The sequence below is a fragment of the Treponema saccharophilum DSM 2985 genome, assembly GCF_000255555.1.
In the GTDB taxonomy this organism is placed as follows: Bacteria; Spirochaetota; Spirochaetia; order Treponematales; family Treponemataceae; genus Treponema_D; species Treponema_D saccharophilum.
Window position 1 is genome coordinate 60,425 of sequence record NZ_AGRW01000048.1, and the last position, 25,937, is coordinate 86,361.

Annotated in this window: 18 protein-coding genes and 1 tRNA gene; 8 read left to right on the plus strand and 11 right to left on the minus strand. The window is 54.5% G+C overall.

Annotated elements, in window-relative coordinates; all coding sequences use genetic code 11:
• Window positions 1–401: 401 nt before the first annotated feature.
• From TRESADRAFT_RS08255 to TRESADRAFT_RS08265, 3 genes are all read right to left on the minus strand, one after another.
• A complete protein-coding gene (locus TRESADRAFT_RS08255; RefSeq protein ID WP_002704687.1) occupies window positions 402–1,358 on the minus strand; it encodes a hypothetical protein in 957 nt (318 codons plus the stop codon).
• Window positions 1,359–1,411: 53 nt separating this feature from the next.
• On the minus strand, window positions 1,412–1,807 hold the full coding sequence (locus TRESADRAFT_RS08260) for an Imm30 family immunity protein (protein WP_002704688.1): 396 nt from the start codon (window positions 1,805–1,807) through the stop codon (window positions 1,412–1,414).
• Window positions 1,808–1,940: 133 nt separating this feature from the next.
• On the minus strand, window positions 1,941–4,607 hold the full coding sequence (locus tag TRESADRAFT_RS08265; protein WP_002704689.1) for a homocysteine S-methyltransferase family protein: 2,667 nt from the start codon (window positions 4,605–4,607) through the stop codon (window positions 1,941–1,943).
• 609 nt (window positions 4,608–5,216) lie between these two features.
• On the opposite strand from TRESADRAFT_RS08265, the gene TRESADRAFT_RS08270 reads away from it, so the two are divergent.
• Window positions 5,217–6,470 carry a vWA domain-containing protein gene (locus TRESADRAFT_RS08270; RefSeq protein WP_002704690.1) on the plus strand — a complete coding sequence of 418 codons (1,254 nt, stop codon included), beginning with the start codon at window positions 5,217–5,219 and terminating at the stop codon, window positions 6,468–6,470.
• 196 nt (window positions 6,471–6,666) lie between these two features.
• On the opposite strand, the gene metF is transcribed toward TRESADRAFT_RS08270, so the two are convergent.
• Together metF and pheT are read right to left on the minus strand one after the other, a co-directional pair.
• Entirely contained in the window at window positions 6,667–7,563 is an 897-nt protein-coding gene (metF, locus tag TRESADRAFT_RS08275; protein WP_040842707.1) for a methylenetetrahydrofolate reductase [NAD(P)H], read from the minus strand.
• A 327-nt stretch (window positions 7,564–7,890) separates the two neighbouring features.
• The gene (gene pheT, locus TRESADRAFT_RS08280) at window positions 7,891–10,209 is read right to left on the minus strand and encodes a phenylalanine--tRNA ligase subunit beta (RefSeq protein WP_002704692.1); all 2,319 of its coding nucleotides are present in this window, start codon (window positions 10,207–10,209) and stop codon (window positions 7,891–7,893) included.
• A gap of 890 nt (window positions 10,210–11,099) precedes the next feature.
• Here pheT and TRESADRAFT_RS08285 point away from each other — a divergent pair.
• Complete coding sequence (locus TRESADRAFT_RS08285; RefSeq protein WP_002704694.1) at window positions 11,100–12,416, plus strand: carbamoyl phosphate synthase small subunit; 1,317 nt, start codon at window positions 11,100–11,102, stop codon at window positions 12,414–12,416.
• 85 nt (window positions 12,417–12,501) lie between these two features.
• Here TRESADRAFT_RS08285 and TRESADRAFT_RS08290 read toward each other — a convergent pair whose 3' ends face one another.
• Window positions 12,502–12,957 (minus strand): hypothetical protein, encoded by a 456-nt coding sequence (locus tag TRESADRAFT_RS08290; protein ID WP_002704696.1) that lies wholly within the window; start codon window positions 12,955–12,957, stop codon window positions 12,502–12,504.
• Window positions 12,958–13,105: 148 nt separating this feature from the next.
• On the opposite strand from TRESADRAFT_RS08290, the gene TRESADRAFT_RS08295 reads away from it, so the two are divergent.
• The 5 genes from TRESADRAFT_RS08295 (at window position 13,106) to TRESADRAFT_RS08315 (ending at window position 19,804) form a co-directional block, all read left to right on the plus strand.
• Window positions 13,106–15,472 carry a helix-hairpin-helix domain-containing protein gene (locus TRESADRAFT_RS08295; RefSeq protein ID WP_002704697.1) on the plus strand — a complete coding sequence of 789 codons (2,367 nt, stop codon included), beginning with the start codon at window positions 13,106–13,108 and terminating at the stop codon, window positions 15,470–15,472.
• 212 nt (window positions 15,473–15,684) lie between these two features.
• On the plus strand, window positions 15,685–17,199 hold the full coding sequence (locus tag TRESADRAFT_RS08300) for a hypothetical protein (RefSeq protein WP_002704699.1): 1,515 nt from the start codon (window positions 15,685–15,687) through the stop codon (window positions 17,197–17,199).
• A 12-nt stretch (window positions 17,200–17,211) separates the two neighbouring features.
• Window positions 17,212–18,456 (plus strand): hypothetical protein, encoded by a 1,245-nt coding sequence (locus tag TRESADRAFT_RS08305; RefSeq protein WP_002704701.1) that lies wholly within the window; start codon window positions 17,212–17,214, stop codon window positions 18,454–18,456.
• Window positions 18,457–18,570: 114 nt separating this feature from the next.
• A complete protein-coding gene (locus tag TRESADRAFT_RS08310) occupies window positions 18,571–19,113 on the plus strand; it encodes a hypothetical protein (RefSeq protein WP_002704703.1) in 543 nt (180 codons plus the stop codon).
• A 49-nt stretch (window positions 19,114–19,162) separates the two neighbouring features.
• Complete coding sequence (locus tag TRESADRAFT_RS08315; protein ID WP_002704705.1) at window positions 19,163–19,804, plus strand: GNAT family N-acetyltransferase; 642 nt, start codon at window positions 19,163–19,165, stop codon at window positions 19,802–19,804.
• A 148-nt stretch (window positions 19,805–19,952) separates the two neighbouring features.
• Here TRESADRAFT_RS08315 and TRESADRAFT_RS08320 read toward each other — a convergent pair.
• A tRNA-Ala gene (locus TRESADRAFT_RS08320) sits at window positions 19,953–20,026 on the minus strand.
• 272 nt (window positions 20,027–20,298) lie between these two features.
• Between TRESADRAFT_RS08320 and TRESADRAFT_RS08325 the strand changes: the two genes are divergently transcribed.
• Window positions 20,299–21,660 (plus strand): glycoside hydrolase family 28 protein, encoded by a 1,362-nt coding sequence (locus TRESADRAFT_RS08325; protein ID WP_002704707.1) that lies wholly within the window; start codon window positions 20,299–20,301, stop codon window positions 21,658–21,660.
• A 34-nt stretch (window positions 21,661–21,694) separates the two neighbouring features.
• On the opposite strand, the gene TRESADRAFT_RS16035 is transcribed toward TRESADRAFT_RS08325, so the two are convergent.
• The 4 genes from TRESADRAFT_RS16035 to TRESADRAFT_RS08345 all read right to left on the minus strand — a co-directional run bounded on the left by TRESADRAFT_RS16035 (window position 21,695) and on the right by TRESADRAFT_RS08345 (window position 25,550).
• Window positions 21,695–21,958, minus strand: a complete 264-nt coding sequence (locus TRESADRAFT_RS16035) for a hypothetical protein (protein ID WP_141607267.1) — start codon at window positions 21,956–21,958, stop codon at window positions 21,695–21,697.
• A 153-nt stretch (window positions 21,959–22,111) separates the two neighbouring features.
• Entirely contained in the window at window positions 22,112–23,092 is a 981-nt protein-coding gene (locus tag TRESADRAFT_RS08335) for an RluA family pseudouridine synthase (protein WP_002704708.1), read from the minus strand.
• A gap of 96 nt (window positions 23,093–23,188) precedes the next feature.
• On the minus strand, window positions 23,189–23,398 hold the full coding sequence (locus TRESADRAFT_RS08340) for a SlyX family protein (protein ID WP_002704710.1): 210 nt from the start codon (window positions 23,396–23,398) through the stop codon (window positions 23,189–23,191).
• A gap of 100 nt (window positions 23,399–23,498) precedes the next feature.
• Window positions 23,499–25,550, minus strand: a complete 2,052-nt coding sequence (locus TRESADRAFT_RS08345) for a pectinesterase family protein (RefSeq protein WP_002704712.1) — start codon at window positions 25,548–25,550, stop codon at window positions 23,499–23,501.
• Window positions 25,551–25,937: the final 387 nt, after the last annotated feature.

Sequence of the window (25,937 nt, forward strand, 5' to 3'; positions counted from 1 at the left end):
TGCGGGGTGTGCACCTTGATGAGCGGACTTTGTGTTGATTGACGATGCTTCGTATTAGGGAGCGTGCGCGTGCAGCACCCTGCTTTGCGGGGTGTGCGCCTTTGTGGGCGGACTTTGTGTTGATTGACGATGCTTCGTATTAGGGAGCGTGCGCGTGCAGCACCCTGCTTTGCGGGGTGTGCGCCTTGGTGGGCGGACTGGGCGTCATTCTGAACTTGTTTCAGAATCTTTGTTGTCCGGTTGGGTGCTGAAATAAATTCTGCATGACGGTATTTTTGAACAGGCGGATTTGTTTGGGGCGAGCGGCTCCGGGCACATCCGCTTTTTTTGCTGTGCACCGGACTTTGCGCCGATTTCGGCTCCGGCAAACACCGCACATTCAATAGCTCGGCATTCGTTTTTTATGTTCCGGGATTTTTTTGCGCGGCGGAATCGGAGACGTTTTTTTCGTAATTCAGAAGGAATTCGCGGACGGGGACGAACCAGTTTTCGCTTGTTTTTCCTTCGCTGATGAATTTCTCGAACAGTCCGGCCATGTACGAGCGCGTTTCGTCCGCATCTGCGGAGGGAATTTCGTTTTTCCTGAACATGTCGTCGAGGAATTTCCGCGCGTCGTCCTCGCTGAAAATGTCGGGAAAATTCGACGAGACGAGGTAGAGCGCGGCGGGGATGCAGTTCACGCTGTGCTGCTTCACGAAAAGGACGGTCTCCGTGATTTCGACGGCGCCCGCGTACAATTCGCCCTGCCACCGCCCGATTTCCTCCTCAGTGAATCCCTCCTTCGCGAAAACGGAGCGGTAGAAGCCGAACGCCATCGCCATCGTCGCGACGTGAAGGCTCGGTACGCAGAGAAAATGCGGGTCGAGCGCGTGCATCTGGCGGAACTCGCGCATCTCGTTGTAGGCGGGGCGGTCTGTCGTCGTGAGGCGGAAATGGTAGACTTCCGCGGAATGCTCGTAAAGTTTTCTGAACCGCCTCATCCATTCACGCGTGAGCTTTCCGGCTTTCCACCATCCGCAGCGCTGGACGAGCAAGTTGAGCGGGCGCACCCACAGGTTGATGAAGTCGAGGTAAATCGGGACTTTTTCTGGGCGGAACGGAATTTTACTGTCGAGCGGATGGTCGACGTGCACGACGGGAATCCGCAGAATCCGGAACTTTTCGAGGAACTGAACGAAGAAGAATTCCGTTATTATCACCGCGAAGCAGCGGAAATTCGTGAGAACCGCGCGCGGGTGGAACAGCACGAAAACGTACGACAGCCACGGGTTGAAGCTTTTGAGCGTGCGGCCGGCAAGAAGCGCCGACCTTTTTTCGCTTTTTGTTTTGATTGAAGATTTGTTGCCTGAATTTTTCACCCGCCGATTCTATCAGATTGCGCCGAAGAAATCGACGAGCGGGAAGGCGGATTTCAGGCAAGCGCGTCCAGAAGCGCCGTGATTTTTTCTTTTTGGGAATCGCCGAGCGTTCCGATGATTTTGCGGTATCGCTCCGAATGCGGCCCGCTGTTGAGAATCCGCCTGTTGAGCATCTTCGCCCATTCCCTCGCACCGTCCATTTCCGGCGTAAGGAGCGCGATTTTCCGCAGGTATTCGTCGCCGTCGTTCTGCTCCACGAGATGGACGAGGCTGAACATAAGCTCGTCGTCCGCCGTCTCGTCGGAGAACGCCTTCAAAACATCGTCGAGGTCGTCCGCCTCCAGTTTTCCCCACAACGCCGAAAGCGCGTTCTCGAACTTCGCGCACTCGTCCTGCGACGCAAGATTTCGCGCCTGTATCAGCTCCTGAATGTGAATCTTTTTGTCCATAATTCCCTCCAATCGATTTTCAGAATCATAGTAAATTGACCGGAAAAAGTTGTCATTCCGAGCGGCTTTCGCACAAATTCCGTTCGGAATGCACTTTTCAAGGTAACAGGCTATAAAATTGGCTTTGCAGATTTTATTTGCCGAAGACTTCCTTCGCCACCGCGACCGTCGCCATCGCGTCCTTTCCGAAATAGTCCGCGCCGATTTTCGCGGCGTAGTCGGCGGTAAGAACCGCTCCGCCCGCGATGATTTTCACGTCGCGCCCGAGCTTTGCCGTCTCCTCGCGCAGGAGCTTTATCGTTTCCTCCATGCTCGCCACGGTCGTCGTCATAAGCGCGGAAAGCCCGACGAGGCGGATTTCGTTTTCGACCACGGTTTTGACGACGGTTTCCGCGGGGACGTTCTTCCCCAAATCGATTACGGTGTAGCCGTAGTTTTCGAGCATCGCCTTGACGATGTTCTTTCCGATGTCGTGGATGTCTCCGTGGACGGTCGCGATTACGATTTTTCCCTTCTCCTCCGCCGCCGCGCCGGACGATGCGAGCGTCTCCTTGATGACCGCGAACGCCGCCGACACGGTGTCAGCCGAGAGGAGCAGCTGCGGGAGGAATTTCCTTCCGGACTCGAAATCCTTTCCGACCAAATCGAGCGCGGGGACGATGCATCGGTCGATTATCTCCACGGGTTTCTTTCCGCCGTCGAGGAGCTTTCTCGTCGCGTCGGGGGAGGCGTCCTTGAAGCCCTTGCATATCGTGTCGATGAGCGTTTTCTCCTCTTCCGTCAAGTCGGCGGGAAGGACGGCTGATGAATTCTCGGGCGTTTTCGCGTTCGATGTTCCGCCTGCTTCTGTTCCGCTCAAGGAACGAGCCTGCTCGGCGCTGATTCCGTATACGGGCGCCGTCGTTCCCGTGTATTTTTCGATGTAGCCGAGGCAGTTCTCGTCGAATCCCGCGAGCGCGCGGTAGCCGTGGTACGTCTCCATCATCGGCTCGGAAAGCGGGTTTATGATGCACGCCGTCAGCCCCGAGTAGAGCGCCGCCATGAAAAATCGCGAATTCACGATGTCGCGCCTCGGAAGCCCGAACGAGATGTTCGACACGCCCAAAATGAACTGCAAACCTTGCGCGCCGAATTCTTTTTTGAGGATTTCGATTGCGCGGCACGTCTCGAGCGCCTCTTTCTGCTGGCTCGAAACCGTCAGAGTGAGCGTGTCTATTACGATGTCGCGCACCGGAATCCCGTATTTCGCCGCCTCGGCGATGATTTTCCGCGCGACGGCGCACCGTCCCTCTGCTGTCGGCGCGATTCCGTCCTCGTCGATGCAGAGCGCCACGACCGCCCCGCCGTAATGCGCCACGAGCGGGAACACTTTGTCCATTACCTCGCGCTTTCCGTTCACGCTGTTGACGAGCGGCTTTCCGTTGTAGTAGCGCAGCCCCTTCTCCAGAACGGGAGCCTCGCTTGAGTCGAGCTGGAGCGGGACGTTGAACGCCGCCTGAATCGTCTTCACCGCGTCAACCATCGTCTGCGCCTCGTCTATTCCGGGCAGCCCCACGTTCACGTCCAGAATCTGCGCGCCCGCGTTTATCTGCGATTCCGCCTCGTCGAGGACGAAATTCATGTCGTGCGCCTGCAGAGCCGCCTTGACCTTCTTCTTTCCCGTCGGGTTTATGCGCTCTCCCACAATCTGCGGCCCCGCCTTCCCGCCGATTTGCACCGTCGAATTGTACGAGCAGATGAACGTGTCGACGGAACGACAACTTGCAGAGTTGTCGCCGCTTTCTTGTTGCGCGCTGGTTGAGTCTGTCGAATTCCGCGGTTCCGCCGTTTTTTTTGCGCCGATTTCCGCGATGTTCTTGAATTCAGCGCGCTTTCCTGAATCTTCCGCGGCTTTTCCGCTTTCCACTGCGCCAATCATCGCGGAAATGTGGTCGGGTGTCGTTCCGCAGCAGCCTCCGAGAAGAAGCGCGCCGGAGAACCTGTTTCTCAGCTGGCTTTGTGCGAATTCGCCCGCGCGCGCCGGGAATACAGCTTTCCCGTTCACGACGGTCGGGATTCCCGCGTTCGGCTGGACGAGGACGGGCGTGTGGCTGTAGCGGCAGAACTGTCTAGTAAGCTCCTCGCCGTCGGGGAGCGAGCCGCCGCAGTTGAACCCGAGTACATCGACCCGCAGCGCCTCGAGATAAGTGACGCATGTCAGGACGTCCGCGCCCGTCAGCGTGCGCAAATTGTCCTGGAATGTCGTCGTCGCGACAATCGGCAATTTCGTGTTCTCCTTCACCGCGAGAATCGCCGCCTTCAGCTCGTGGAGGTCGCTCATCGTCTCGAGAATCGCAAGCTCCGCGCCGTATTTTTCCGCCGTCGTCGCCGCGATTTTGTACGCCTCGTACGCCTCGTCGAACGTCATGTCGCCCATCGGCTCAAGAAGCCGCCCTATCTGCCCTGAGTCCCACGCCGCGTATCTCGGCTCTCCGTCCGCCTTTTCCTCGGAAATTGCCGCCTTCATCACGTCGAATTCCGCCTTGAGGTATTCTTCAAGCGAGAATCTCGCGTCGCCGATTTTGAGCGGATTGATTCCGAACGTGTTTCCCGTAAGAACGTGCGCGCCCGCGCGGATGTATTTTTTATGGATTTCCTTTATGACGTCCGGATTCGTCACCGACAAATCCTCCGGAATCGCGTAATCCGTCACGCCCGAAGCCTGAATCATCGTTCCCATTCCGCCGTCAAAGTAGACAGGCTTCCCCGCCTGAATCCGTTCCTTCAAAAACTCCCTGAACGCAGGTTTGCGCTTTTCCATTCTGAACACTCCTTGCCGCCGTTCGCCTTCCGCACCATTCGGAAGAACGCCCGCCTGTGAAAATGTAGCAGAATGCGCACGCATTGAAAATCTAGGGTATTCCCAATTAGTTGGAGCGTGCGCCCGCAGAACCGCAAGGGCGGTTCTGCGCCAAAGGCACGCATTGAAAATCTATGGTATTTCCCGTTAGTTGGAGCGTGCGCCCGCAGAAATGCAAGGGCGGTTCTGCGCCAGAGGCACGCATTGAAAATCTAGTGTATTTCCCGTTGGTTGGAGCGTGCGCCCGCAGAAATGCAAGGGCGGTTCTGCGCCAGAGGCACGCATTGAAAATCTAGGGTATTTCCCGTTGGTTGGAGCGTGCGCCCGCAGAAATGCAAGGGCGGTTCTGCGGCAGAGGCACGCATTGAAAATCTAGTGTATTTCCAGTTAGTTGGAGCGTGCGCCCGCAGAAATGCAAGGGCGGTTCTGCGGCAGAGGCACGCATTGAAAATCTAGTGTATTTCCCGTCAGTCGGAGCGTGCGCCCGCAGAAATGCGGTTCTCCGCTTTTTGCTTTCTGCTTTCCGATGTAAAATGCCGATAGAATGGGAGTGGCTTTTGGAGGAATCGTATGAAAAGGATATTTGTTTTGCTCGCGTTGTTTGCAGCAGTTCCCGTTTTCGCGTCAAAAGGAGACCTCAAGCTTTCGCCTGAAGATTTGCTCGTCGTGCCCGAAAGCCAGAACGATATCGTGAATGACGGGAACGGATTCCATCTGTTCATAAGGAAAAAGGGCAGCATAAACAGCGTGCTGATTGCCGAATCGACGAAAGACCCGCGCGGGAAGCTCGACAATTTCGCGTATCGCGCGGAGAAATACAACCGCATAAACGGTGACGAGATACGGATGCTCAATGGGAAGAAGCTGGATTCTCCGTCCGCGCGGTATTCGCTCGTTGCGACGACGGTGGAGGTTCATCCTGTTCTCGGCGAATGTTTCCATATATACGTTCCGAAAAAGCTCGTGTTCGGCTATTCGTGGACGCGCCACGGGGAAATCGAGGTTCGCGACGGGACGTTCCTCAATATCCGCACGTTCGAGAAATATTTCTGCGACTATTCCGGAGCGTATGACGACAATCCGTTCCGCGTGAAAGTAATCGACGAGAAGGAAAGCGAGGAATTCAAGACGAAGGCGGAGGAGGAATTCAACAAGATTGCGAAGGGCGGGAAGGGCAACATCTTCTATTCGTTCGGGGCGCGGCAGCTTCCGCCGCAGCTGAAGAAATCGCTTTCGGAGATGGAGGGCGCGGACAAAGCCGAGCTTGTCTTCGCGATTGACGCCACCGGAAGCATGAAGGACGATTTTTGGGAGCTGTACCACGTCTGGATTCCCGAACTGAAAGTGCAGCTCAGAAAATTCAGCCACGTCAGGCTCGGGCTTGTCCTCTACAAGGATTACGGCGAGGAATACGACTTTGACGGGCTTCCGGTAAAATATTTCGCGTTCACGGAATCGGTCGATGAATTCGCGAAATGGATAAAAAGCGCGTACATTCACGGCGGGGACGATCGTCCCGAGGCTGTGTTCGAGGCGTTGTACGCGAGCGTCCGCTATTACGACTGGAACCGCGACGCAAAAAAGAAAATCGTTTTGATTGGCGATGCCGAGCCGCATCCCCATCCGCGCGGGCCGTTTCCCGTGGACAGAAATCTCGTGACGTCTCTCGCCGCGGAGCAGGGAATCGCCCTCGACTGCATAATCATAATGGACGAATCGTACAAAAAGGTTTTCGAGCGGGAATCGCGCGAGAAGGAGATGCGCGCCGTGAAGCCTTCCGAAAAGACGGGCGCGCTCATACAATCCGTTTCGGACGTCAAATAGGCGTTTTTTTGGAAACGCTTGTCTGAAAAACGGTTGATTTTCTTTTGCCATGCGGAAACGGGCGTTCGCAAGAAACCGTGCTTCTGAATCTGTACAAGCGATGCCGAAACAAACTTTTTTGCGAAAGTCGTTCGGCATGGCAGGAACCAGCTGCTGTTCAGAACAGTCCCTTAATCGAAGCTGTTTCCGCGCGCTCCTACTTTGCCGCGCTCTCGCCGTTCACGGCAGCGACAATCGAATCGACGTTCCTGACGATTTCGCGCGCGATGTCGGGTTTGTTCATCGTGTAGATGTGGATTCCGCGGACGCCGTTCGAAATCAAGTCGATTATCTGGTCTGTCGCATATGCGATTCCCGCCTGCCTCATCGCGTTGGGGCTGTTCCTGAACCGGTCGCAAATCGAAAGGAGTTTTCTGGGAATGTACGCGTTCGACAAGTCAATCATCCTCGAAACCTGGTTCGCGTTCGTTATCGGCATGATTCCCGCGATGACAGGAACACGGATTCCCGCCGACTGCAATCTGTAGAGGAACGAATACAGCATGTCGTTGTCGAAGAACATCTGCGTCGTCAGGAAATCGACACCTGCGTCAACTTTTTTCTTCAGAAGCTCGATGTCGTCGTCCCTGTTCGCGCTTTCGGGATGGCTTTCGGGGTAGCACGCGCCGCCGACGCAGAAACCAGCGTCCTTCAGCACGGGAACGAGGTCGCTCGCGTGGACAAGCCCCGACGGAAAGACGTTCTCGTCTTCAGATGCGTCCCTCGGAAAATCGCCCCTAAGCGCGAGTATGTTCTGAATTCCCTTCGATTTGAATGTTCCGATTGATTCCGTCAGCTGTTCCCGTGTCGAGCGCACGCAGGTGAGGTGCGCCAGCGCGGCAGTCCCCGCGTTCTCCACGGCCGCCGCAAGTTCCGCCGTGTTCGATTGCGTGGAGCCGCCCGCCCCGTATGTTATCGATATGAAATCCGGGCTGAGCGATGTCAGCTCTATCGCGGTGTTTTTTACGGAATCAAACGCGTCCTGCTTCTTCGGCGGGAAAATCTCGAACGAGACCGTGACTTTTTTCTCATTGATTTTGTCTATTATTTTCATGGGAAAAATCATACCGAATCGCGCCGATTTTTTCCCGATTTTTCCGCGCAAATACAAAAAAACGGGACAGATTTGCCTGTCCCGTTCCCCATCGAATGGCACTCATAAAACAGAATGCGCGCCTAGTTACTCAGAAACGCGTTCCAAGGAACGGAAACCGCCGTGCGATTTCACGCCCGCGCGCACTCCGCCAGCGAATGGCACTCATAAAACAGAATGCGCGCCTAGTTATCCCGAAACGCGTTCCAAGGGGCGGAAACCGCCGTGCGGTTTGCCGCCCGCGCGCACTCCATTCAACGAATAACCCTCGTGAAACAACGTGCGCGCCTAGCACACATCGCAGTCGTTCGCTTTTTCCGTTTTGATTTCCTTTCCGTCGGCAAGCGCCTTCTTTCCGGCAATCATCATCGTGTTGTTCCTGATGTTGTATTCGACTTTGCAGAATTTGTCGATGTCGATTTTTGCCGGCTTTTCGAATTCGCCGCAGCCTTCAAGGACAATCTGCGTTCCGGGTTTTGCCCACGGAGCCGTCAGAAGCTCGACTTTTTCCTCGCCGTTCTCGGTGTAGTCGCATGCGAGGAGCATTCCGAAACTCTCGACGCCCTTCATCTTTCTGGGGGCGAGGTTCGCCGCGATGATGACGTGCTTTCCGAGAAGGTCCGATTCCGAAAGATACGGGCGCAGACCCGACTGGATGATTCTCGGCGTTCCGGAACCGTCGTCCATCGTCTCGATGTAGAGTTTGTCGCCCTTCGGGTTGCATTCGACTTTCTCGATTTTCGCGACGAGAAGCTGGATGTGGCTGTTGAAGTATTCCGCCTGGTCGAATTCAGCGGCATCGCATTTCTTTTCGTCTTTCTTCGATTCGTTCGCGCTTGTGCTGTTCGGCATGAGCGACTCGACGTTGATTTCTCCCGCCACGCACGGAACGGAAATCTGCCAGTTCTCAAGAACCTGCGGATGGACTTCGCCGAAAACGCCGACCTGAACGCCGTTCACGATGATTCCCGCCTGACGTCCGGGGATGAAGCGCGGGTCGGAAGTTTCCTTCACCTCGTATTTGTGGTCGAGATAATAGAGGATTGTCGAAACCTCGCTCGCAAGCGCGTTGAAATTCGCGTCGTTCGCCGCCGTGAGGAATCCGAGCGACTGGATTGTCTTCGTTCCGGTGTTCTCCGCGCTGTCGAGGAACGCGACTTTTCCGATTTCGAAAATCTTGTGCGGGAAGATTGCGTTCGCCGCGGCGCTTTCCGCCCTGAGGAGGGAAGCGATGATTGACGGGCGCACGAACTGGTAGTTCTCGCTCATCGGGTTGAGGATTTCGATTACGTTGTCGGCGCTGATGTTCATGCGGTCGATGTAGTCGCGCTTTGAGCCGAGATAGTTGAAAATCATCTCCTGATATCCCAAACCGACCATTATTTCCTTCGCCTTCCTGCTGAAGAGCGTCACGGGCGAAAGGTGTCCGACGGTGAATTCGCTCGGGCGCTCCGGCTTGAAGAAGTCGAGGCCCATTCCAATCATCACGTCCTCGATGACGTCAACCTCGTGGAGGAAGTCGTTCCTGTACGGCGCGGGAGAGAGTGTGAATTCTGTGTCCGTTCCTGCAGGGCAGTATTTTGCCGTTTTCTCCGTGCACGGAATGTCGTTCGATTCGACGTCGTTGTCCAGGCGGGCGAGCGCGTCGAGAACCTCCGCCTTCGTGAGCTTGCTTCCGAGCTTTTTGTTTATCGCGGAGAGCGTCGCCTTCGTTGTTTTCTGGAAATAGAACGGGACGGTGATTTCCTTTCCGAATCCCGTCTCGTACGGATGGACGACCTTGACGGGCAGAATCTCGTACCCCGCGTCATGGAAATCGCACGCGACGATGTTCGCCGAGAGGATGAGGTTCTCCATGTTGTCGCCCGTAAGCTCGACCATCAAATCTTTGTCGCCCACCTGGACGGCACCGAGCGTCGCCGAGTTGATAATCGGCGCCATCGACATGACTTCGCCGTTGTCGTCGGTGAGGAGCGGGAATTTTTTCGCGTCCTTGAGAATCCATCCGAAATCTTTTCCTTTCGGGTGGTCGCTCAGAATCTGGCGGCACGTCATCGGCGCGTCGCATCCGAGCGGGACGAAGCTCGTCTCGTCGGGATTGACGCCTTTGTAATGCACCGGCCACTTTATCTGCGCGCTTCTGTAAACTCCCATCGAAATCGTCTTTCTCTTGCGCCCGAAGTTCCAGCAGAGTTTTTCCTGCGTCTGGATTATGTCTTTGAGCATCGGGTCGTCAATCGGCTTTCCGGAAATGACGAAGCTGACCATGAACGGGCGGACTTCTTTGATGGATTCGTCGACGTATGCGATTCTGTCCCCGCAGTCCTTTATAGCGCCTTCCTTTGACATGAACGACGAGTAGTCGCTCCTTTTCGCTCCCCCGTGAAGGCGGAGGCAGCGTGCGACACCGCCCGTCGACCAAAGATCCGGTCTGTTCGTGTCGTTCAACTCGATTTTGATGACGCGCTCGTCCTCGCCCTGCGACATGTCGGGCTTCTCGTCAAGCTCCGCTTTTCCGCAAGTGAGTTTTTTCTCAAGCGTATCGTAATCGTATTTTGTCCCAAGAAGGTTGAAAAAAAGTTTTTCGTTGACTTCGATTTTTGGCATTTTTGTCCTCGATAAAGTGAAATACAGCTCCATTTTACCGAAACAGAATGAATCAAACAACGCGCTTGCTTAGTCCTTTTTCGCGTTCTAAGATTGGCCTTGTTGTAGCAAGCGTGCGCCGGTCGCATGCGACCTTCCCGTGCGGGGGGATGGGGCTGCTTAGTCCTTTTTTCGCGTTCTAAGATTGGCCTTGTTGTAGCAAGCGTGCGCCGGTCGCATGCGACCTTCCCGTGCGGGGGGATGGGGCTGCTTAGTCCTTTTTCGTGTTCTAAGATTGGCCTTGTTGTAGCAAGCGTGCGCCGGTCGCGTGCGCGACCTTCCGTGGTGAGAGGAACGCGGGATGCTTAACCGTTGCGCGTTCTAATTGCCATTGAAGCCGAACTTAGAACTCGTGTAGCCCCGCGCAAACTGCCCTCCCGGGCAAGGAAGATGCGCTTTCGCGCATCGGCGCACGCTTGCTCAGATGAAGCCGAGCTAAGAACTCGTGTAAGCCCCGCGACTGCCCTTTCTGGGCACGGAAGATGCGCCCCGCGCATCGGCGCACGCTTGCTCCAATGAAGCCGAGCTAAGAACTCGTGTAAGCCCCGCGACTGCCCTTTCTGGGCACGGAAGATGCGCCCCGCGCATCGGCGCACGCTTGCTCCGATGAAATTGAACTAAGAACTCGTGTAGCCCCGCGCAAACTGCCCTCCCGGGCAAGGAAGATGCGCTTTCGCGCATCGGCGCACGCTTGCTCAGATGAAGCCAATCTTAGAACTCGTGTAGCCCCGCGACTGCCCTCTGGGCACGGAAGATGCGCCCCGCGCATCGGCGCACGCTTGCTCCGATGAAGCCGAACTAAGAACGCGTGTAGCCCCGCAAGCGCCAATTCAGTAAAATTGTGTTTTACTATGGAAAACAGAGCATGCCTCGTCCTGGCTAATGGACAAGTCTTTGAAGGAAAAGGGTTCGGCGCTTCAGGGTGCATCGTTGGGGAAGCTGTCTTCACGACGGGAATGAACGGTTACATCGAGACGCTCACCGACCCGAGCTACTTCGGGCAGATTGTTACGCAGACGTTTCCGCTCGTAGGAAATTATGGAAAAATTTCTCCCGATTTCGAGAGCGCGAGGATTCACGTCCGGGGGTACATCGTCCGCTCATGGTGCGACGAGCCTTCGAACTTCAGGTGCGAGGGACAGATTGACGAATGGCTGAAATCGCAGAACGTCATCGGGCTGTGCGGAATCGACACGCGCGCGCTTACGAAAGTTCTCCGCGAGGCAGGCGTCATGAACGGAATGATAATTTCCGGCGACAGCGATGAGGCAAAGCGGAATTTTGCGGCTCTTGACGACGCTGACGGAAAGGCTAAGCTTCTGGAAACCATAAAATCATACAGGATTGAGCACGCTGTTGAATCCGTCTCCTGCGATGCGGTCGGAATCGAGAAGGATTCGGCGACGGTATTCGAGGAAAGCGCGAAATACCGGGCTGTTCCCGTCCGCGCTGACGGAACGAAAGTCAACGATGCCGAGGACGCGATGAGGGACGGCCGCGGAAAGAAAGTCGTCCTTTGGGATTTCGGCGCGAAGGCGAACATCCGGCGCGAGCTTCTCAAGCGCGGGCTTTCTGTCGTCACGATGCCGTGCTCTTCCACAGCCGCGCAGATTCTCGCGGAAAACCCCGACGGGGTCATGCTCTCCAACGGTCCCGGCGACCCGAGCGAGAACGTCGGAATAATCGAGGAAATCAGGAAGCTTCTCGGTTCGGGCGTGCCGATTTTCGGAATCTGCCTCGGCCACCAGCTTCTCGCGCTCGCGAAAGGCGCAAAAACGAGCAAGCTCAAGTACGGTCACCGCGGCGCGAACCAGCCCGTGAAATATCTTGCGACCGGGCGCGTCTACATCTCAAGCCAAAACCACGGATATGCCGTGGAGAACGACTCCCTTCCCTCCGGCGCCGTGATGAGCTTCGTCAACACGAACGACGGAACGTGCGAAGGAATCGTCTACACGGACACGCCAGCGTTCAGCGTTCAGTTCCATCCCGAGGCATCGAGCGGCCCGCTCGATACGGGATTCCTCTTCGACGAATTCGTCCGCCTCATAAACGACCGCTCTCATTTCGCGTCGTTCACCGCAGCGACGGAAAGAATCGACGCGATTTCCTACTTTGCGGGAACGATAAAGCGCACTAAGGAAGAGCAGAACACCATCGCCGGCTGATTTATAAAACGAACGCCCGCAAGGAAAATTCCCTGCGGGCGTTTTTTTTGTGCCCGAAAATCCGGGCACATTTTTTTTGCGACGATTACTGCTTCTGAAGTGTTATGACTGAACCGTCGTCAAAAATTTCGCCTATTTCGGCTTTTCCGGCAGAAATTACGAATGATTCTTCCTCGCGTTCTGATGACGGAATGTCAACGAGCTTCTTCTGCTCGAAGTCATATTCTTTTGCTATTGTCATTTTAACCGTGCCGTCTTTTGTCGGATTGCCGGTGTAGGTTCCGAGAAAGAAGGTACCGCTGTAAGATGCGACAGTCTCGCCGACAGCCGTCATCGTCAGGTCGATGACAAATTCCTTGTTGTCATAGAACTTTGTCTTCATGGTGATGGTCATGTTTACGCCGTCAATCGTTCCGGCTCCAGCTCCGTAATAAGTGGCGGTAACACTCGGCGAATCGTCCTCGTTGTCCGAACAGGAAATTACGCCGAATGATGCTGCGAGCAGCATTACTGCTGTGAAAAATTTTAGAATGCTTTTCATATTACATTCCTCCTTATGTGAAAGTTAAATCACTCTACAAAAAAAAAGTATTCGGTAAAGCCTTGCGCGGTGGCGGATGATGCTTCCCCAAAAGAGTTTTTTTCGATGTGTTTGCCCCGCGACGGTTTTTCGCTAGAATCGAATTACTATGGAATTCACACAGGAAAAAATCGACTCGCTCACGGTGAACGAAGTCGACATTATGAGAAGAATCGCCGACGAGCTGGGAATACGGACGACGCAGGTTTCGGCTGTCATCGGTTTGGTGAACGAAGGATGCACGATTCCGTTTATCTCGCGCTACCGGAAGGAAAAACACGGAAACCTCAACGAGGTGCAGGTCACCGACTGCGACCATCTGTTCAAATCGTACAGGAACATAGAGGAGCGCCGTCTTGAGATTGTGCGCGGCGTGTTCTCGCAGGGAAAACTGACAGAATCGCTCTACGGAGCCGTCATGAACGCGAAGACGCTCACGGAGCTTGAGGATTTGTGGGCGCCGTTCAAGAAAAAGAAGAAGACGCGCGGAATGGTCGCGGCGGAGAAGGGGCTTGAGCCGCTTGCCGACGACATGCTCAGCCTTTCCGACGCGGAAATCGAGAAGCGCGCGGGTGAGTTCGTGCGCGAGGATGCCGAGAATCCCGAGCTTTCCGTTGCGTCTGCGAAGGACGCGATTGCCGGCGCGATGGACATCATCGCGGAGCGTACCGCGCAGAACACGGACAACCGCGCGAAGGTGCACGAGCTTTACATTGCCGACGGGACAATCAACACGAAGGGAATCGTCCCCGAGGGAATGACGGAGGAGCAGGCGCAGAAGACGAGCAAATACCAGATGTACTGGGATTATTCGGAGCCGCTTTCGCAGGTGAAGCCGCACCGCATTCTCGCCATAAACCGTGCCGAGCGCGAGGGCGCGCTTTCCGTGAGCATTGACGTTCCCGTCGACGATGCCGTGGAGCTTCTCAAAAAAAAGGCTGACATACGGAACAAATACCACGCGGAAGCCGTCGAGGACGGGCTCGTCCGCCTTCTGTCACCCGCCGTTGTCCGCGAAATCAGGAGCGACGAGGAGGACGAGGCTGACTCGCACGGAATCGGGATTTTCAGCGAGAACCTCAAAAACCTTCTGATGACGCAGCCCATAAAAGGAAGCCGCGTTTTGGGAATCGACCCGGGAATCAGGACGGGAACGAAATGCGCCGCGCTCGACGAGACGGGAAAATTCCTCGGCTATTTCAAGATTTTCCAGGTGCAGAATCCCGACGAGGCGTACCGGCTTCTGAACGACGCAATCGACAAGTACGACATTCAGGTCGTCGCCGTCGGTAACGGAACCGGCTCGCAGGAAGTCCAGGCGGTCGTCAGCAAAGTCATCAGCGAAAATTACGCCGACGCGGACGTGAAGTACACTGTCGTCGATGAAAGCGGCGCGTCCGTCTATTCCGCAAGCCCCGTCGCCACGGAGGAATTCCCAGACCTCGACCTTACGATTCGCGGCGCGATTTCGATGGGGCGGCGCCTTCAGGATCCGCTTGCCGAGCTTGTCAAAATCGACCCGAAATCGATTGGCGTCGGTCTTTACCAGCACGACGTGAACCAGAAGAAGCTGGCCGAGCAGCTCGACGAGGTTGTCGGAAGCGTCGTGAACCAGGTCGGCGTGAACCTCAATACGGCGAGCTACATGCTCCTCAAATACGTTTCCGGAATCAACGCGAGCCTCGCGAAGAAAATCGTGAAGTACCGCGACGAGAACGGAAAAATCATGAGCCGCGAGGATTTGAAGAAGGTTCCGGGGCTCGGTCCGAAAGCGTTCGAGCAGTGCGCGGGTTTCCTCAAGATTGCCGAATCCGCCGACCCGCTCGACAACACGTGGGTTCATCCGGAAAATTACGACGTCGCCCGCGAGCTTCTTTCGTTCGTCCAGTCGAAGAAGAGCGTTCCCGCCGACGTGAAGAAATCGCTGATGGAGCGGTACAACGTCGGGGAGACGACTCTTGACGATATAATCGACGAGCTTGGAAAGCCCAACCGCGACCCGCGCGACGGCTATCCGGCTCCGATAATGCAGAAGGGCGTCTTGTCGTTCGGCGACCTCAAAGTCGGGATGAAGGTGACGGGAAAAATCAAGAACGTCGTCGATTTCGGCGCGTTCGTCGATATCGGTCTTCACGAGACGGCGCTCATCCACGTTTCCGAGCTTTCCGATTCGTTCGTCTCGAATCCGATGGACGTCATAAAAGTCGGCGACGTGAAGGAATTCACGATTATCGCGCTCGACAAAGACCGTGAGCGCATTTCTCTTTCCCTCAAGACGAACGCGCAGCCGAAGGGCGACTCCGCATCGCAGAGGAACGACGCCGACGGGAAAAAGCGCGTCGTCGTCGTGAAGAAGGGCGGCGCGAAGGCTCCTTCCGCAAAAAGCGAGCGCGGCGAGCGCCCGCGGAAAAGCGCGCGCGACGACGACGGAATGAGCTACAATCCGTTTGCGGCGCTTCTTGCCGGAAAAAAATGACGCGGGACGTTTCTGAACGCGCATAGGCAATCAGCCCGGATGAGTTTTCGTCCGGGTGTTTTTTGTCGGGAAAAACATAAATTTGTTCTTTATTTTTGCTTTCCGATTGAACGGAAAATAGCGGCGTGTTAAGATAATCTTACGATTATCGAATTCTACTTATCTATGTATCTTCTCGCATAAAAAATCATAGTCAGAAAAAGGAGGTTTTTATGAAACTCCACAAAAAAATAGGAATCGCCGTCATTGCGGCGTCGGTTCCCCTCTTCTCATGCTCCGACCTTACGGTTCCCGAATCGGTTACCGTAAAATCCGAGGGCGCGAAGTACGGTTTTCCTCTCGGCAGCACCGAATTCAAGATTTCGGAGAAATTCAGCGCGCAGAAAGTGCAGGACGCCATCAATTCGTCGAGCGCGAATCTCACCGTCTATGAATTCAACCCGGAAAATTCAGGCGATTCCATAATCGAGTACATAATGGAATATCAGGTCGAGCGGAAGGAAATCGCGACGGCTTCGTTTAAAACGACGATTCAGAGCGCGCTCGGTGCCCTTGAAGGAGCGCCGGAAGCTGCTGTCGAGGCAGCGAAAAATGCGGCGATAAATGATGTCATCGCGGCAGTGCCGCAAACGAACGGAAAATACGTCTACACCGCGGACAGGCTCAGCGCGACAATCGACACGGGGCTGAATTTCAAGTCGATTTTCGATTCGTTCGCGTCGTCCGACGACGAGGATGGCGGTTCTGACAGTTCTGAAAGGACCGATTACAGCGACATCTTCAACAAAATCGGGTTCACCGGCGTGAAGGCGTACGCGTACATCGACAAGGACGGAATCGATTCGGATATAAAATTCATCGGAAGAATTGACGTCAAGGGAAGCGACACAGAAGCCGCCACGCCCTACAACCTCGTCGATGCGACCCTGACCCCCGTTTCAGCCGTCGATGAGACACCCGACCTTGCCTCTCTTGCCGACGATAACGGCGTGATTTCGACCGATTTCGTTTCGGATACGGAGCAGTATCCGATGTCTGCCGAGCTTAACGGCGATAACATGACGGCGTTCATAAATGGCGAGGAAGTTGGCGGGCTTTACGTCAAGCACGAGAAAGTCATAATCGACTACGAGCTGACTCCCTCAATCGAATTCGACAATGAGGACGAGGTGAGGGCGTTCCTGGAGGCGATGCTGGACGAGAATGCCGAAAACGCGACGGCGACGGTGAGCATCATCCTCCGCTTCCCGCTCAAGCTCAAAATCATCGAGGATATCGTCATCGACGACCTGCTCGATTTTGCCGGCTCCGCGCAGGAGGGCGACCTCCTCAACCGCGACGACGGGGAAGACGGCAGCGATTTCGACGAATATTCGGATTTCATCGAGAACATCAATTGCGAATACAAATTCACGAACGGGATGAACCTCGATTTCAGCGCGAAAATATCGTCGAACACGGTTGACGGCGAGAAATTTTTCGAGGACAAGAGCATCGAATTCGACGGGGAGGAGCATTCCTTCTCGATGGACAAATCCGAAATTTCGAAAATCATGTCGAAAAGCCCGTTCACGCCCGCAATCTCCGCGACCATAAGCAAGACGACGAGCGACGAGGACGATTTCATTCGGATAACGCGCGACGCCTCGTTCGGGGCGTGGGCGGTGTTCAATCTGACGACTGGCGGAAGCGCGGAAGTCTGGAATTCTGAAGATAGCGGCGAATAAGGAGGCACGAAAATGAAAAAACTGATTTCTTTCATCGCTGCGTCCGCCCTCGTTTCCTCGGTTGCGACTGCTGAGCTCCACAAGCCCAACCGCATCGTGGAAATCGGCACGGAGGCTGAGGGCGGCTTTTCAAACAACTATCTTGCGGCGAGCGAGCTTCTCGTAAAAAATCTCGTCCTCGATTTGCAGGCAATGGAAAAAGACGTTCCCGATTCAGGATGGAACATCGAGATGTTCGCGCGCGACAAAACGTTCCTTAACGTGAATCCGACGTCATCGTTCAGGCTCGGCTTCTTTGCGGGCATCGAGTCGACCGGGAACATGAACATCGGGCACGAGCTTTTCGAGGTTCTCGGAAGCGGCTTTTCCGTCGGCGAGTCGAAGTCGATGGACATCGATTTGTACGGCGACGCGTACCTCGATGCGGGCGCCTCGCTCATGATGAAAATCGCCGGTTTCGGGATTACGGTTTCGCCGTCGTACTACATTCCGCTCGTCTACATTCCCAAAACGAAGGCGAAGCTGAGCTGCAGCACGACGCGGGAAGGCGAGATTCGCGCGCGGGCGACTGCCGATTTGGAGGTTTTCTCCGCGTTCGACCTTGCGCGCGTTGTCGGCACGGACGAGGATTTCGTCGACGACCTTGAGGTGGCTGAGCAGTTTCAGAAAGCGCTGGGCAACGGAGGCGTCGACCTTTCGATAAACGTCGAGCGGCCGATATTTGGTTCGATGTTTGAAGTCGGCGGGTTCCTCCGCGTTCCGATTGTCGCCGGAAAACTGGAGTACAAGGCGATGAGAACTGTTTCCGTCGATTTCTACCAGTCGAATTTCCTAGGCAAGCTCAACGACGAAAGCGAGAACAATGTGAGCAAGGATATGGGAGAATTCTCGTACAGCAAGGAATCCGTGCGCGTGTACCGCCCAATCAGGCTCGGCGCGGAGGCGGTTTTCCGCCCGTTCGGAAAGTGGTTCGAGCTTTATCCGATGGTAGGTCTCGTCGTCCGCTCTCCGTATTCGGATGACGCGATTTTCTATCCCGAATATTCTCTCGACTTGAAGCTGAACCTTTTCAACGTCGTCGGCGCGAGTTTCGGAACCGCGTACCTCGACCAGGTTTTTGCGCAGCGGTTCGGGTTCTTCATAAACGCGCGCGTGCTTGAGCTTGACGCGGGCGTCTCGTTCAGGAGCGGGACGTTCACGCGCAGCTTTATGGGCGCCGGAATGTCCGCGTTCCTCGGCGTGAAAATCGGTTTCTGACGTGTTCCGAACAAAGAGCCGTTCCGTTTGGGGCGGCTCTTTTTATTGAAATAGCTACTTGTTAAAGTTAGAATTAAACAATCTTTTATCTTTTACAAAAATCAGGAGATTCCAATGAAAAAACTGTTCGCTCTTTTTTCTTCGCTTGCGCTTGTTGCCGCAGGGCTTTTGTTTTCCGGCTGTACCGATGAAGTCGCGCTCGGCGCGAATTACTGGTACAAGGATACGTACGAAAAAGAAAACAATACGCTCGTCATGTACTATTATTACACCGAAACGGAACAGAAGCCGTCTGGACTTCGTTCCGACGTGTCGTCGATTCCGGCTGGTCTTACGGTCATTCTCCGCAACGATTCTTCAAGCACCGTTATGGGAATCGCGAACAATTCGTTCATAATGAAGACGTTCGCGAACGGAACGACTGTCGGCGATGACGGAGAAGAATCGTCCGATGGTTTCACGATGTCGGCGTCAAAGTGGGATGCGTTCTATCTCGCGATGGCTGCAAAAAAGCCGACCGTGCTCGCGACGCAGACGACAACGTTGCCGCCTGTTCTTCAGCAGGATTTCAAAAATACATTCACGAATATTTCTGATGGATTTGATTTCCAGAATCTTTCATGGAAGAGCGTCCTTATCTCGCTCCTTTCGATGTAATCCATTCGCCCGCGCACATCGCGCGGGCTTTTTGTGCTAGAATCTTTGCATGAATTTGTTTCCGGCACAAAGTTTCGACATCGACGCGATTATGAGAATCGAGCGGCAGGCGTTCATTCCGTCTATTCAGGAAAAGAAAAGCGCGTTCGAGAAAAGGATAAAGGTTTTTCAGCAGGGCTTCCCGATTCTATGCGACTGCGGCGAGAAAACCGTAAAAGAGAACGGCGGCTCGCTCGTGTGCGGCTACTTCTGCTCCGAGATTTGGGATTCGATGCCGCAGCCTTCCGACAGCGACAAAGTGTTCTCGCGCAGGTTCGCGCTCGGGCACAACATAAAGGACACGCATTCTCCTTCCGGAAAATATCTCTATGTCTCATCGTTCGCGCTTCTGAGGGAATATCAGGGAAAAGGGCTGGGGAAAAAGTTTTTCGAAAGCGCCGTCGCATCCCTGTGCGGCGCGTTCCCGCTAGTCGACGAGGTTGTCCTGCTCGTCGATTCCGAATGGACTGGCGCGCGGAGCATTTACGATTCGCTCGGCTTTTCCGTTGCCCGCGTTCTTCCCGGCTTCTTCCCGACTCTCACAAAAAAAGTATTCGCCGACGGAATCGTCATGAAATGTCCCGCCGGCAATTTCCGCTCGATTGAATTCCCGAACGAAAAGGAAAACGAACTCGCGGGGATTGTCCTGTAAGCGGCGCTTGCTTTTGCGTGCTGTGGTATTCTCGGATTGCGGAGAGCGCGGCGGTTTTTGTCTGTGTCATTCCGAACTTGCTTCGGAATCTACGGGCGCGCAATATGAATGGAAAACAAAAAAGCCTTCCGAAATGGAAGGCTTTTTATGGAGAATAGGGGGTTCGAACCCCTGACCCTCGGCTTGCAAAGCCGATGCTCTAGCCAGCTGAGCTAATTCCCCGTTAGGAATGGTTAGATAGTATAGAAATGCGAAAATATTGTCAATAGATTTTGAAAAAAAGAATATCTTTGTTCGAGAAATCCTTTTTTTCTGCAGGTGGGCGCATAAAAACGCTTGCCTGCAGAAAAGTCGGGGATTCGCCGCAATGTGAAAGTTGTCTGAACATGCGAATATTCCGCAAAAATGCAATTACTTCGCGTTAAACTTAATTGCTTTGCCACGCTTTATGAATCATTCTTTACGCAATTGCAGAAAACTGAAGAGAGGAAAATATGAAAGAAGTGAAAATCGATGATTTCGGTGGGAAAGGTGACGGAAAATTCAACAATTCGAATGCGTTCGCCCTTGCATTCGCCGAAATATCGAGGAACGGCGGAGGAAAACTCACCGTTCCCAAAGGAGTCTGGGCTTCCGGACCGATAGAAATCCCCAGCGACACGACGCTTGAGCTTGAGGAAGGCTCGGAAATTTCGTTCATTCCCGACCCGAACCTTTATACGCCGGTCTTTACGCGATGGGAAGGCGTCGAGTGCTTTGCGATGCACCCGCTCGTTTTGTCCTCTCATACAAAAAACGTCAGGATAACCGGAAAGGGAACGCTGAACGGAAACGGCGAAACCTGGTGGAATCTGAAAAAAGCGAAGAAGGAGCGCGGTCAGTCCGCTCCCGAGGATATGTACGAGAAAATACTTGCGGAGCTGAATCCCGGATACGAGAACCAGCCCGGCGGCGGCGGCGGACGCGAGATTCAGTTCCTCCGCCCGAGCCTCCTTGAGATTTCGTTCGCTGAAAACGTTTCCGTCGAGGGAATTGAGATAAAGGATTCGCCGTTCTGGACGGTTCATCCGCTTTACGTCAAGAATCTCACCCTGCGCGGAATAAAAATCGACAATCCGTACACGGCTCCGAATACGGACGGAATCGATGTCGATTCGTGCGAGAACGTCGTCATCGAGGACTGCTTCGTTTCCGTCGGCGATGACGGAATCTGCATCAAGTCGGGGTCCGGCCCGGACGGAATCCGCTGCGCTAAACCGACCGTGAACGTGGAAATCCGCAACTGCACCGTGAGGAACGCGCACGGCGGAATCGTCATCGGCTCGGAGACTGCCGCGGGAATGAGCCACATTCACGCCGTCGGGTGCGACCTTTCCGGAACCGACCGCGGAATCAGGATTAAGTCGAGAAGGGGACGCGGCGGCGATATTTTCGACATTGAGCTGCGCGACATGGTCATGAACAACACGCTTTGCCCGATTGCGATGAACATGTACTACAAATGCGGAATTCCCGAATCGGAAAAGAATTGCGCTTTGTTCAGCCTTGAGAAGCAGCCGATTGTCCCCGAAACTCCGCGCATCCACGACGTAAAAATCATCGGATGCACGGCGAAGGGCTGCAAGGCTTCCGCCGGGTTTATCGCCGGTCTTCCCGAAATGCCGATTGACAATCTCATTATACAGGACTGCGATTTTTCGACTGACGAAACTTCCGGATGCTCGCCGATGGACAGCGACATGTTCTACGGGCTTCCCGAAATCACCGAAAAATCGTTCCGCGTCCTAAACGCGCCTGGGGCGAAATTCGAGAACGTCGTTATTTCAGGCCCTGAAAAGCCGTTCATCGACTACTGAAAACGCGGGAATTATTTTGTCATTCCGGACGGATTCAAAAGGAACCGTGCCCGACCACGCTCGGAATCAAAGAGGCTGGAGCAATAAAACTGTTTGGAAACAGCAGTTTCAGAACAGGTTGTCGCTCAGGTCTAATTTTTCTTTTGGAAAGCCGTTCGGCATGGCATTTTGGGGTACGAAAAGCATGTTGCATCAAATCTGTAATGCTGAACACGTTTTCAGCATCACTGAGCTGCAGCAGATTCGGAAACAGGATTTCTTCGAAATCCGTTCGGAATGACGGCCGTTTTTCCGGCATACTTTTTGTACACCATCAGCATTTTTTCTGGTTGTCTGCCAAAAAAACGTCCATTCGGCATGTTTTCGCGGAATCTGCCGTAATGGACGGTTCGTCAAAAAAGATTTTCTTTCTGATTTTGCCATGTCCGCATTTCCGGGCATGGCTTTTCTTTTACCGGCGCTTCTTTCCGAGCGATATGAAGTCGCTGTGCGCGCGTTCCTTTGCGGAAACCCGTTTTTCGCCGAGGACGACGCGGGCTGATTCCGATTTAGACTCGCGGCGCTTGTTCCGCTTCGCGTCGGCAAAATCCTTCATCCAGACGGGAGTCTCCGGCTTCTCGTCGCCTTTTTTCACGTATTCGAGCCATTCTTCCGGCTCGGGAACCTGGAACATCATCTTTTTTTCCGTGAACGGATGGATGAATTCGAGCGTGCGCGCGTGGAGCGCGAGCCGGTGGAACGGGTCGGTGCGCGCGCGGTAGTTTTCGTCGCCGGCAAGCGGGTAGCCTTTGCTCGAAAGGTGCGCGCGTATCTGGTTTTTCTTTCCCGTGTCGAGCGAAAGCTCGAAAAGCGTGTGCGTTTTTCCTCTTGCAACGACGCGGAAATTCGTCCGTGCGGGAACGGTCTTGATTTTGTCAGTCTTCAAAAGTCCCTGCTCGATTGCGGAGCTTCTGCTCATTTTCGTGCTGTCGAAATCTTTGCCGCCGTTTTTCGGGACGTAGCCGACGTTGTGCGCGTTGAACGCGAGCGGCTCGTCGATAAGCCCGGAGTCGGGGAGCGCATCGCGCGCGTCCTTAGGGTTCTCTGCGACGGCGTGGTAAAGCCGCTCCGTCACCATTTCGTGCCATGTGTCCATTATGATTTTCTGCGCGCTTTCCGTGAACGCGAACATCATGACGCCGCTCGTGTCCCTGTCGAGCCGGTGGACGACAAGCGGCTTGTGGTTCGCGTTCAGCGTTCCCTTTTTCCGCATAATCTGCTCAAGCGCGTCCTGAGCCGTCCGTGCGCGGCTTCCGGGATACGGGCAGCTGAGCATTCCTGTCGGTTTGTTTATCACGCACAGATAGTCGTCCTCGTAAAGAATCTCGATTCTTTCCTTTCCGTAATCGGCTTTGTGCTCGCGTTTGTACTGCGTTGATGATTTTACGTTCATTAAGTACCTCTTTCGATATGAGACGTGGATTTTCAGAACTGGTTTTCGTTTTTTTTCGATGACGGCCTGTTCCGGCGCCGTTTTTTCATGGCGCAATCAATAATGCGGCGGTTTCCTGTTCGGAATTTCGATGTTCTCCGACAAATCCTGAATCCGCCCGGAGAGAATGGTGTTTTCCTGCCGCAGGATTTCGATGGTCCGCTGGTTTTCGACCGCGACTTCCTGAAGTTTCGCGATGAAATCCTCCATGTACGCGATTTTCATTTCGAGCGCGACAAAACGCCCGTCGATTTCGTTCTCGTTCATGCGTCGATTATACCGAACAGCGTTTTCCGCGTCAGTTAAAAAAAACGATGCCGCGCTGGCGCGGCATCGTTTTGTGTTCGCTTTTACGGTGCGAATGTTTTTATTTTGACATTACGAGAGACGGGACGAATCCGAGGATTTTCTCGTTGTCCGAGTAGAGCGCAAGCTCCTCCGCCGTAAGGTCTGCCGCCGATGATGTTACCGACGCGCCTTCGCCCTTCGCCCCGTGGACGCGGAAGAACGCCTTTTCGACCGTGTTCGTTGAGTCCCAGTCGTTCCAAAGCTTCGTGTTGAGCGCCTGGCCGAAATCGCAGCCGATGTAGACGATTTTTCCCGTCGACGAGTCCTTCGTCGCGCTTCCGCCGACCCATGTTCCGCGGCCGAGCGTCACGCGCTTTCCGTCTTTCTGCTCAAGCTGCTGGTCGTCCGCCGTTATGAGGCAGTTTTTGAAAACGTACCCGTTCGCGAACTGCGCCGTTGAGGAATATCCCGTGTCCGCGGAAGCCGCCGCGACGATGATTCCGCCGTTGGCGTAGGGGAGCGTGTGGATGTGGCAGTTGTCGAAAACCGTCGTCGCTCCGCCGCAGATGTAGTCGACGTCGCCTTCGATGTAGCAGTTCTTCATGTAGATTCTTCCCGAGCGGAAATAAATCGTGTCCTGCTGACCGAGGAAAACGCAGTTCTCGATGTATGATTTGTCCACGCCCTTAAGTCCGAGCGTCTCGCTTCTCCGTTCGGCTCCGCCCCACTGCTTGTTCCATTCCGCGCCCTTGTTGTAGAACGTGATGTTCGCCGCGTTGAAGTATGCGTTTTCCGCGGGTTTTTCGGGAATGGACGCGCTCGCGCCCGGCTCGGTCTTTGTTCCTTTCGGAAGGTAGTTGACCTCGACGAGGATGTTCCCGTCGATTCCGCCCGTGTCGGCCTCGTATCCGTATATGATTGTGTTGGCGGGGTTCGTTCCGACAAGCGTGATTCCCGGTTTCGTGATGACGAGCTTCTCATAGTAGAGTCCGGGCTGGATGAGGATTGCGGAGCCTTCTGGAACCGCCTCGATTGCCGACGCTATCGTCTTGTACTGCTCGTTCTCGCCGACTTTTGCCGCAAACTCGATTTTCGGGAGTGCGGGTGCCGTGCTTATGATTTTCGTCTCGTTCTGGCTGTAGGGGAGGCATGAAAGGTCGATTGTCCCGTTCTCGATTGCGCTCCTGTCGACGTATGAGTCGGGCTTTCCGATTTCAGCAGCCTGCATGTTGATTCCTGCGGGCTTTTTGGCGGGGCGCTTGCTCTGCGGGCCCGGGTCTTTCGTGCATGACGGAGCTTTCGCGAGGTCGGCGTTGACTTTCTTTCCGATTTCCTCGACAGACATGTTCTCGATGTCGTCATCGACAACGACGAGAAGGTACGCGTACCGCCCGAATCCGTTCGTCGAGCCGTCGTTCTCGCCGAATTCGAGGTAGTTTCCGTCGCCGATGAGATAGCTTGAGCCGTCGGCAAAGTCGAGCGCGCCGTCGTTGTTCGTCTTCTTGCAGATGTCCTCATGGCGCACAACGCCGTCGATTATGAGCTTCGCCGTCATCGCCTCGGGATTCGCGACGTCGAAAACCATAATGTAGTCGTGCCAGTCGCTTACGATGTCGATTTTTTTGCCCGATGATTTTCCGTCTTCCGTCAGGCGGCTCTGGTTTTTGGAACCTTTTATCTGGTTCGACGAATTGTGCCTCAGAAGCGTCTGGTATCCGCCTTTCTGCACGAACGCGTAGAGAATTCCGAACGGCGTCGTCGTCTTGTCGGGGTCAACGGCTCCCTGCGCCTTGAACATCAGCGAGACTTTCTTCTCGTTTCCCGAAAGCGGAAGGACAATCGCGTCGTTCACCCCGTCGAGCGTGTTGAGCTTGAGGACTTTGCGCCCGCCTTCGTCCGCGTCGACAAGAGAGAAGTGCGGCGCGTATTTGTCGCCCGTCAGCCAGCCTGATTTCGCGAGGTCGTCGCGAACGTCGTCCTTATTGTTCGTTCCCGGCATGTAGAGATTCCATCCCTGCGTCGGCGTGAACGATTCCCGCGTGTTGGCGACTTTTTTCTGCCCGCATGAAAGCGCGAGCATCGCGCCCGCCGCAATCAGCGAGGCAACAGCCGCCCTGTTGATTTTTTTCATCTGTTCCTCCATATATACGGATTTTTAAATCTTGATTGTGGAAGTATAGAACTTTGGCAAATAAAATAAAAAAGCTAATCTTTGACAAAACCGACAATCTTGTGTTTGTTTTCCGCGCAGAATTTCCTGAAAGAAAGTTGAATGTATTTTTTTTGTATAGTCTCTCGTCATTTCCACTGGAGGACTAAAAAAATGAAAATTTGTGCGAAACCGCTTATTGCGTCTGCCCCCGCAACGATAAACGCCAGCTAATCAATGCGTTCCGATTTTTCCCACCAAGGCGCACTCCCCGCCACATCGTGGAGCTGCGACCGCCCGCTCCAAAAAACAACGATAAACGCCAGCTAATCAATGCGTTCCGATTTTTCCCCACAAGGCGCACTTCCC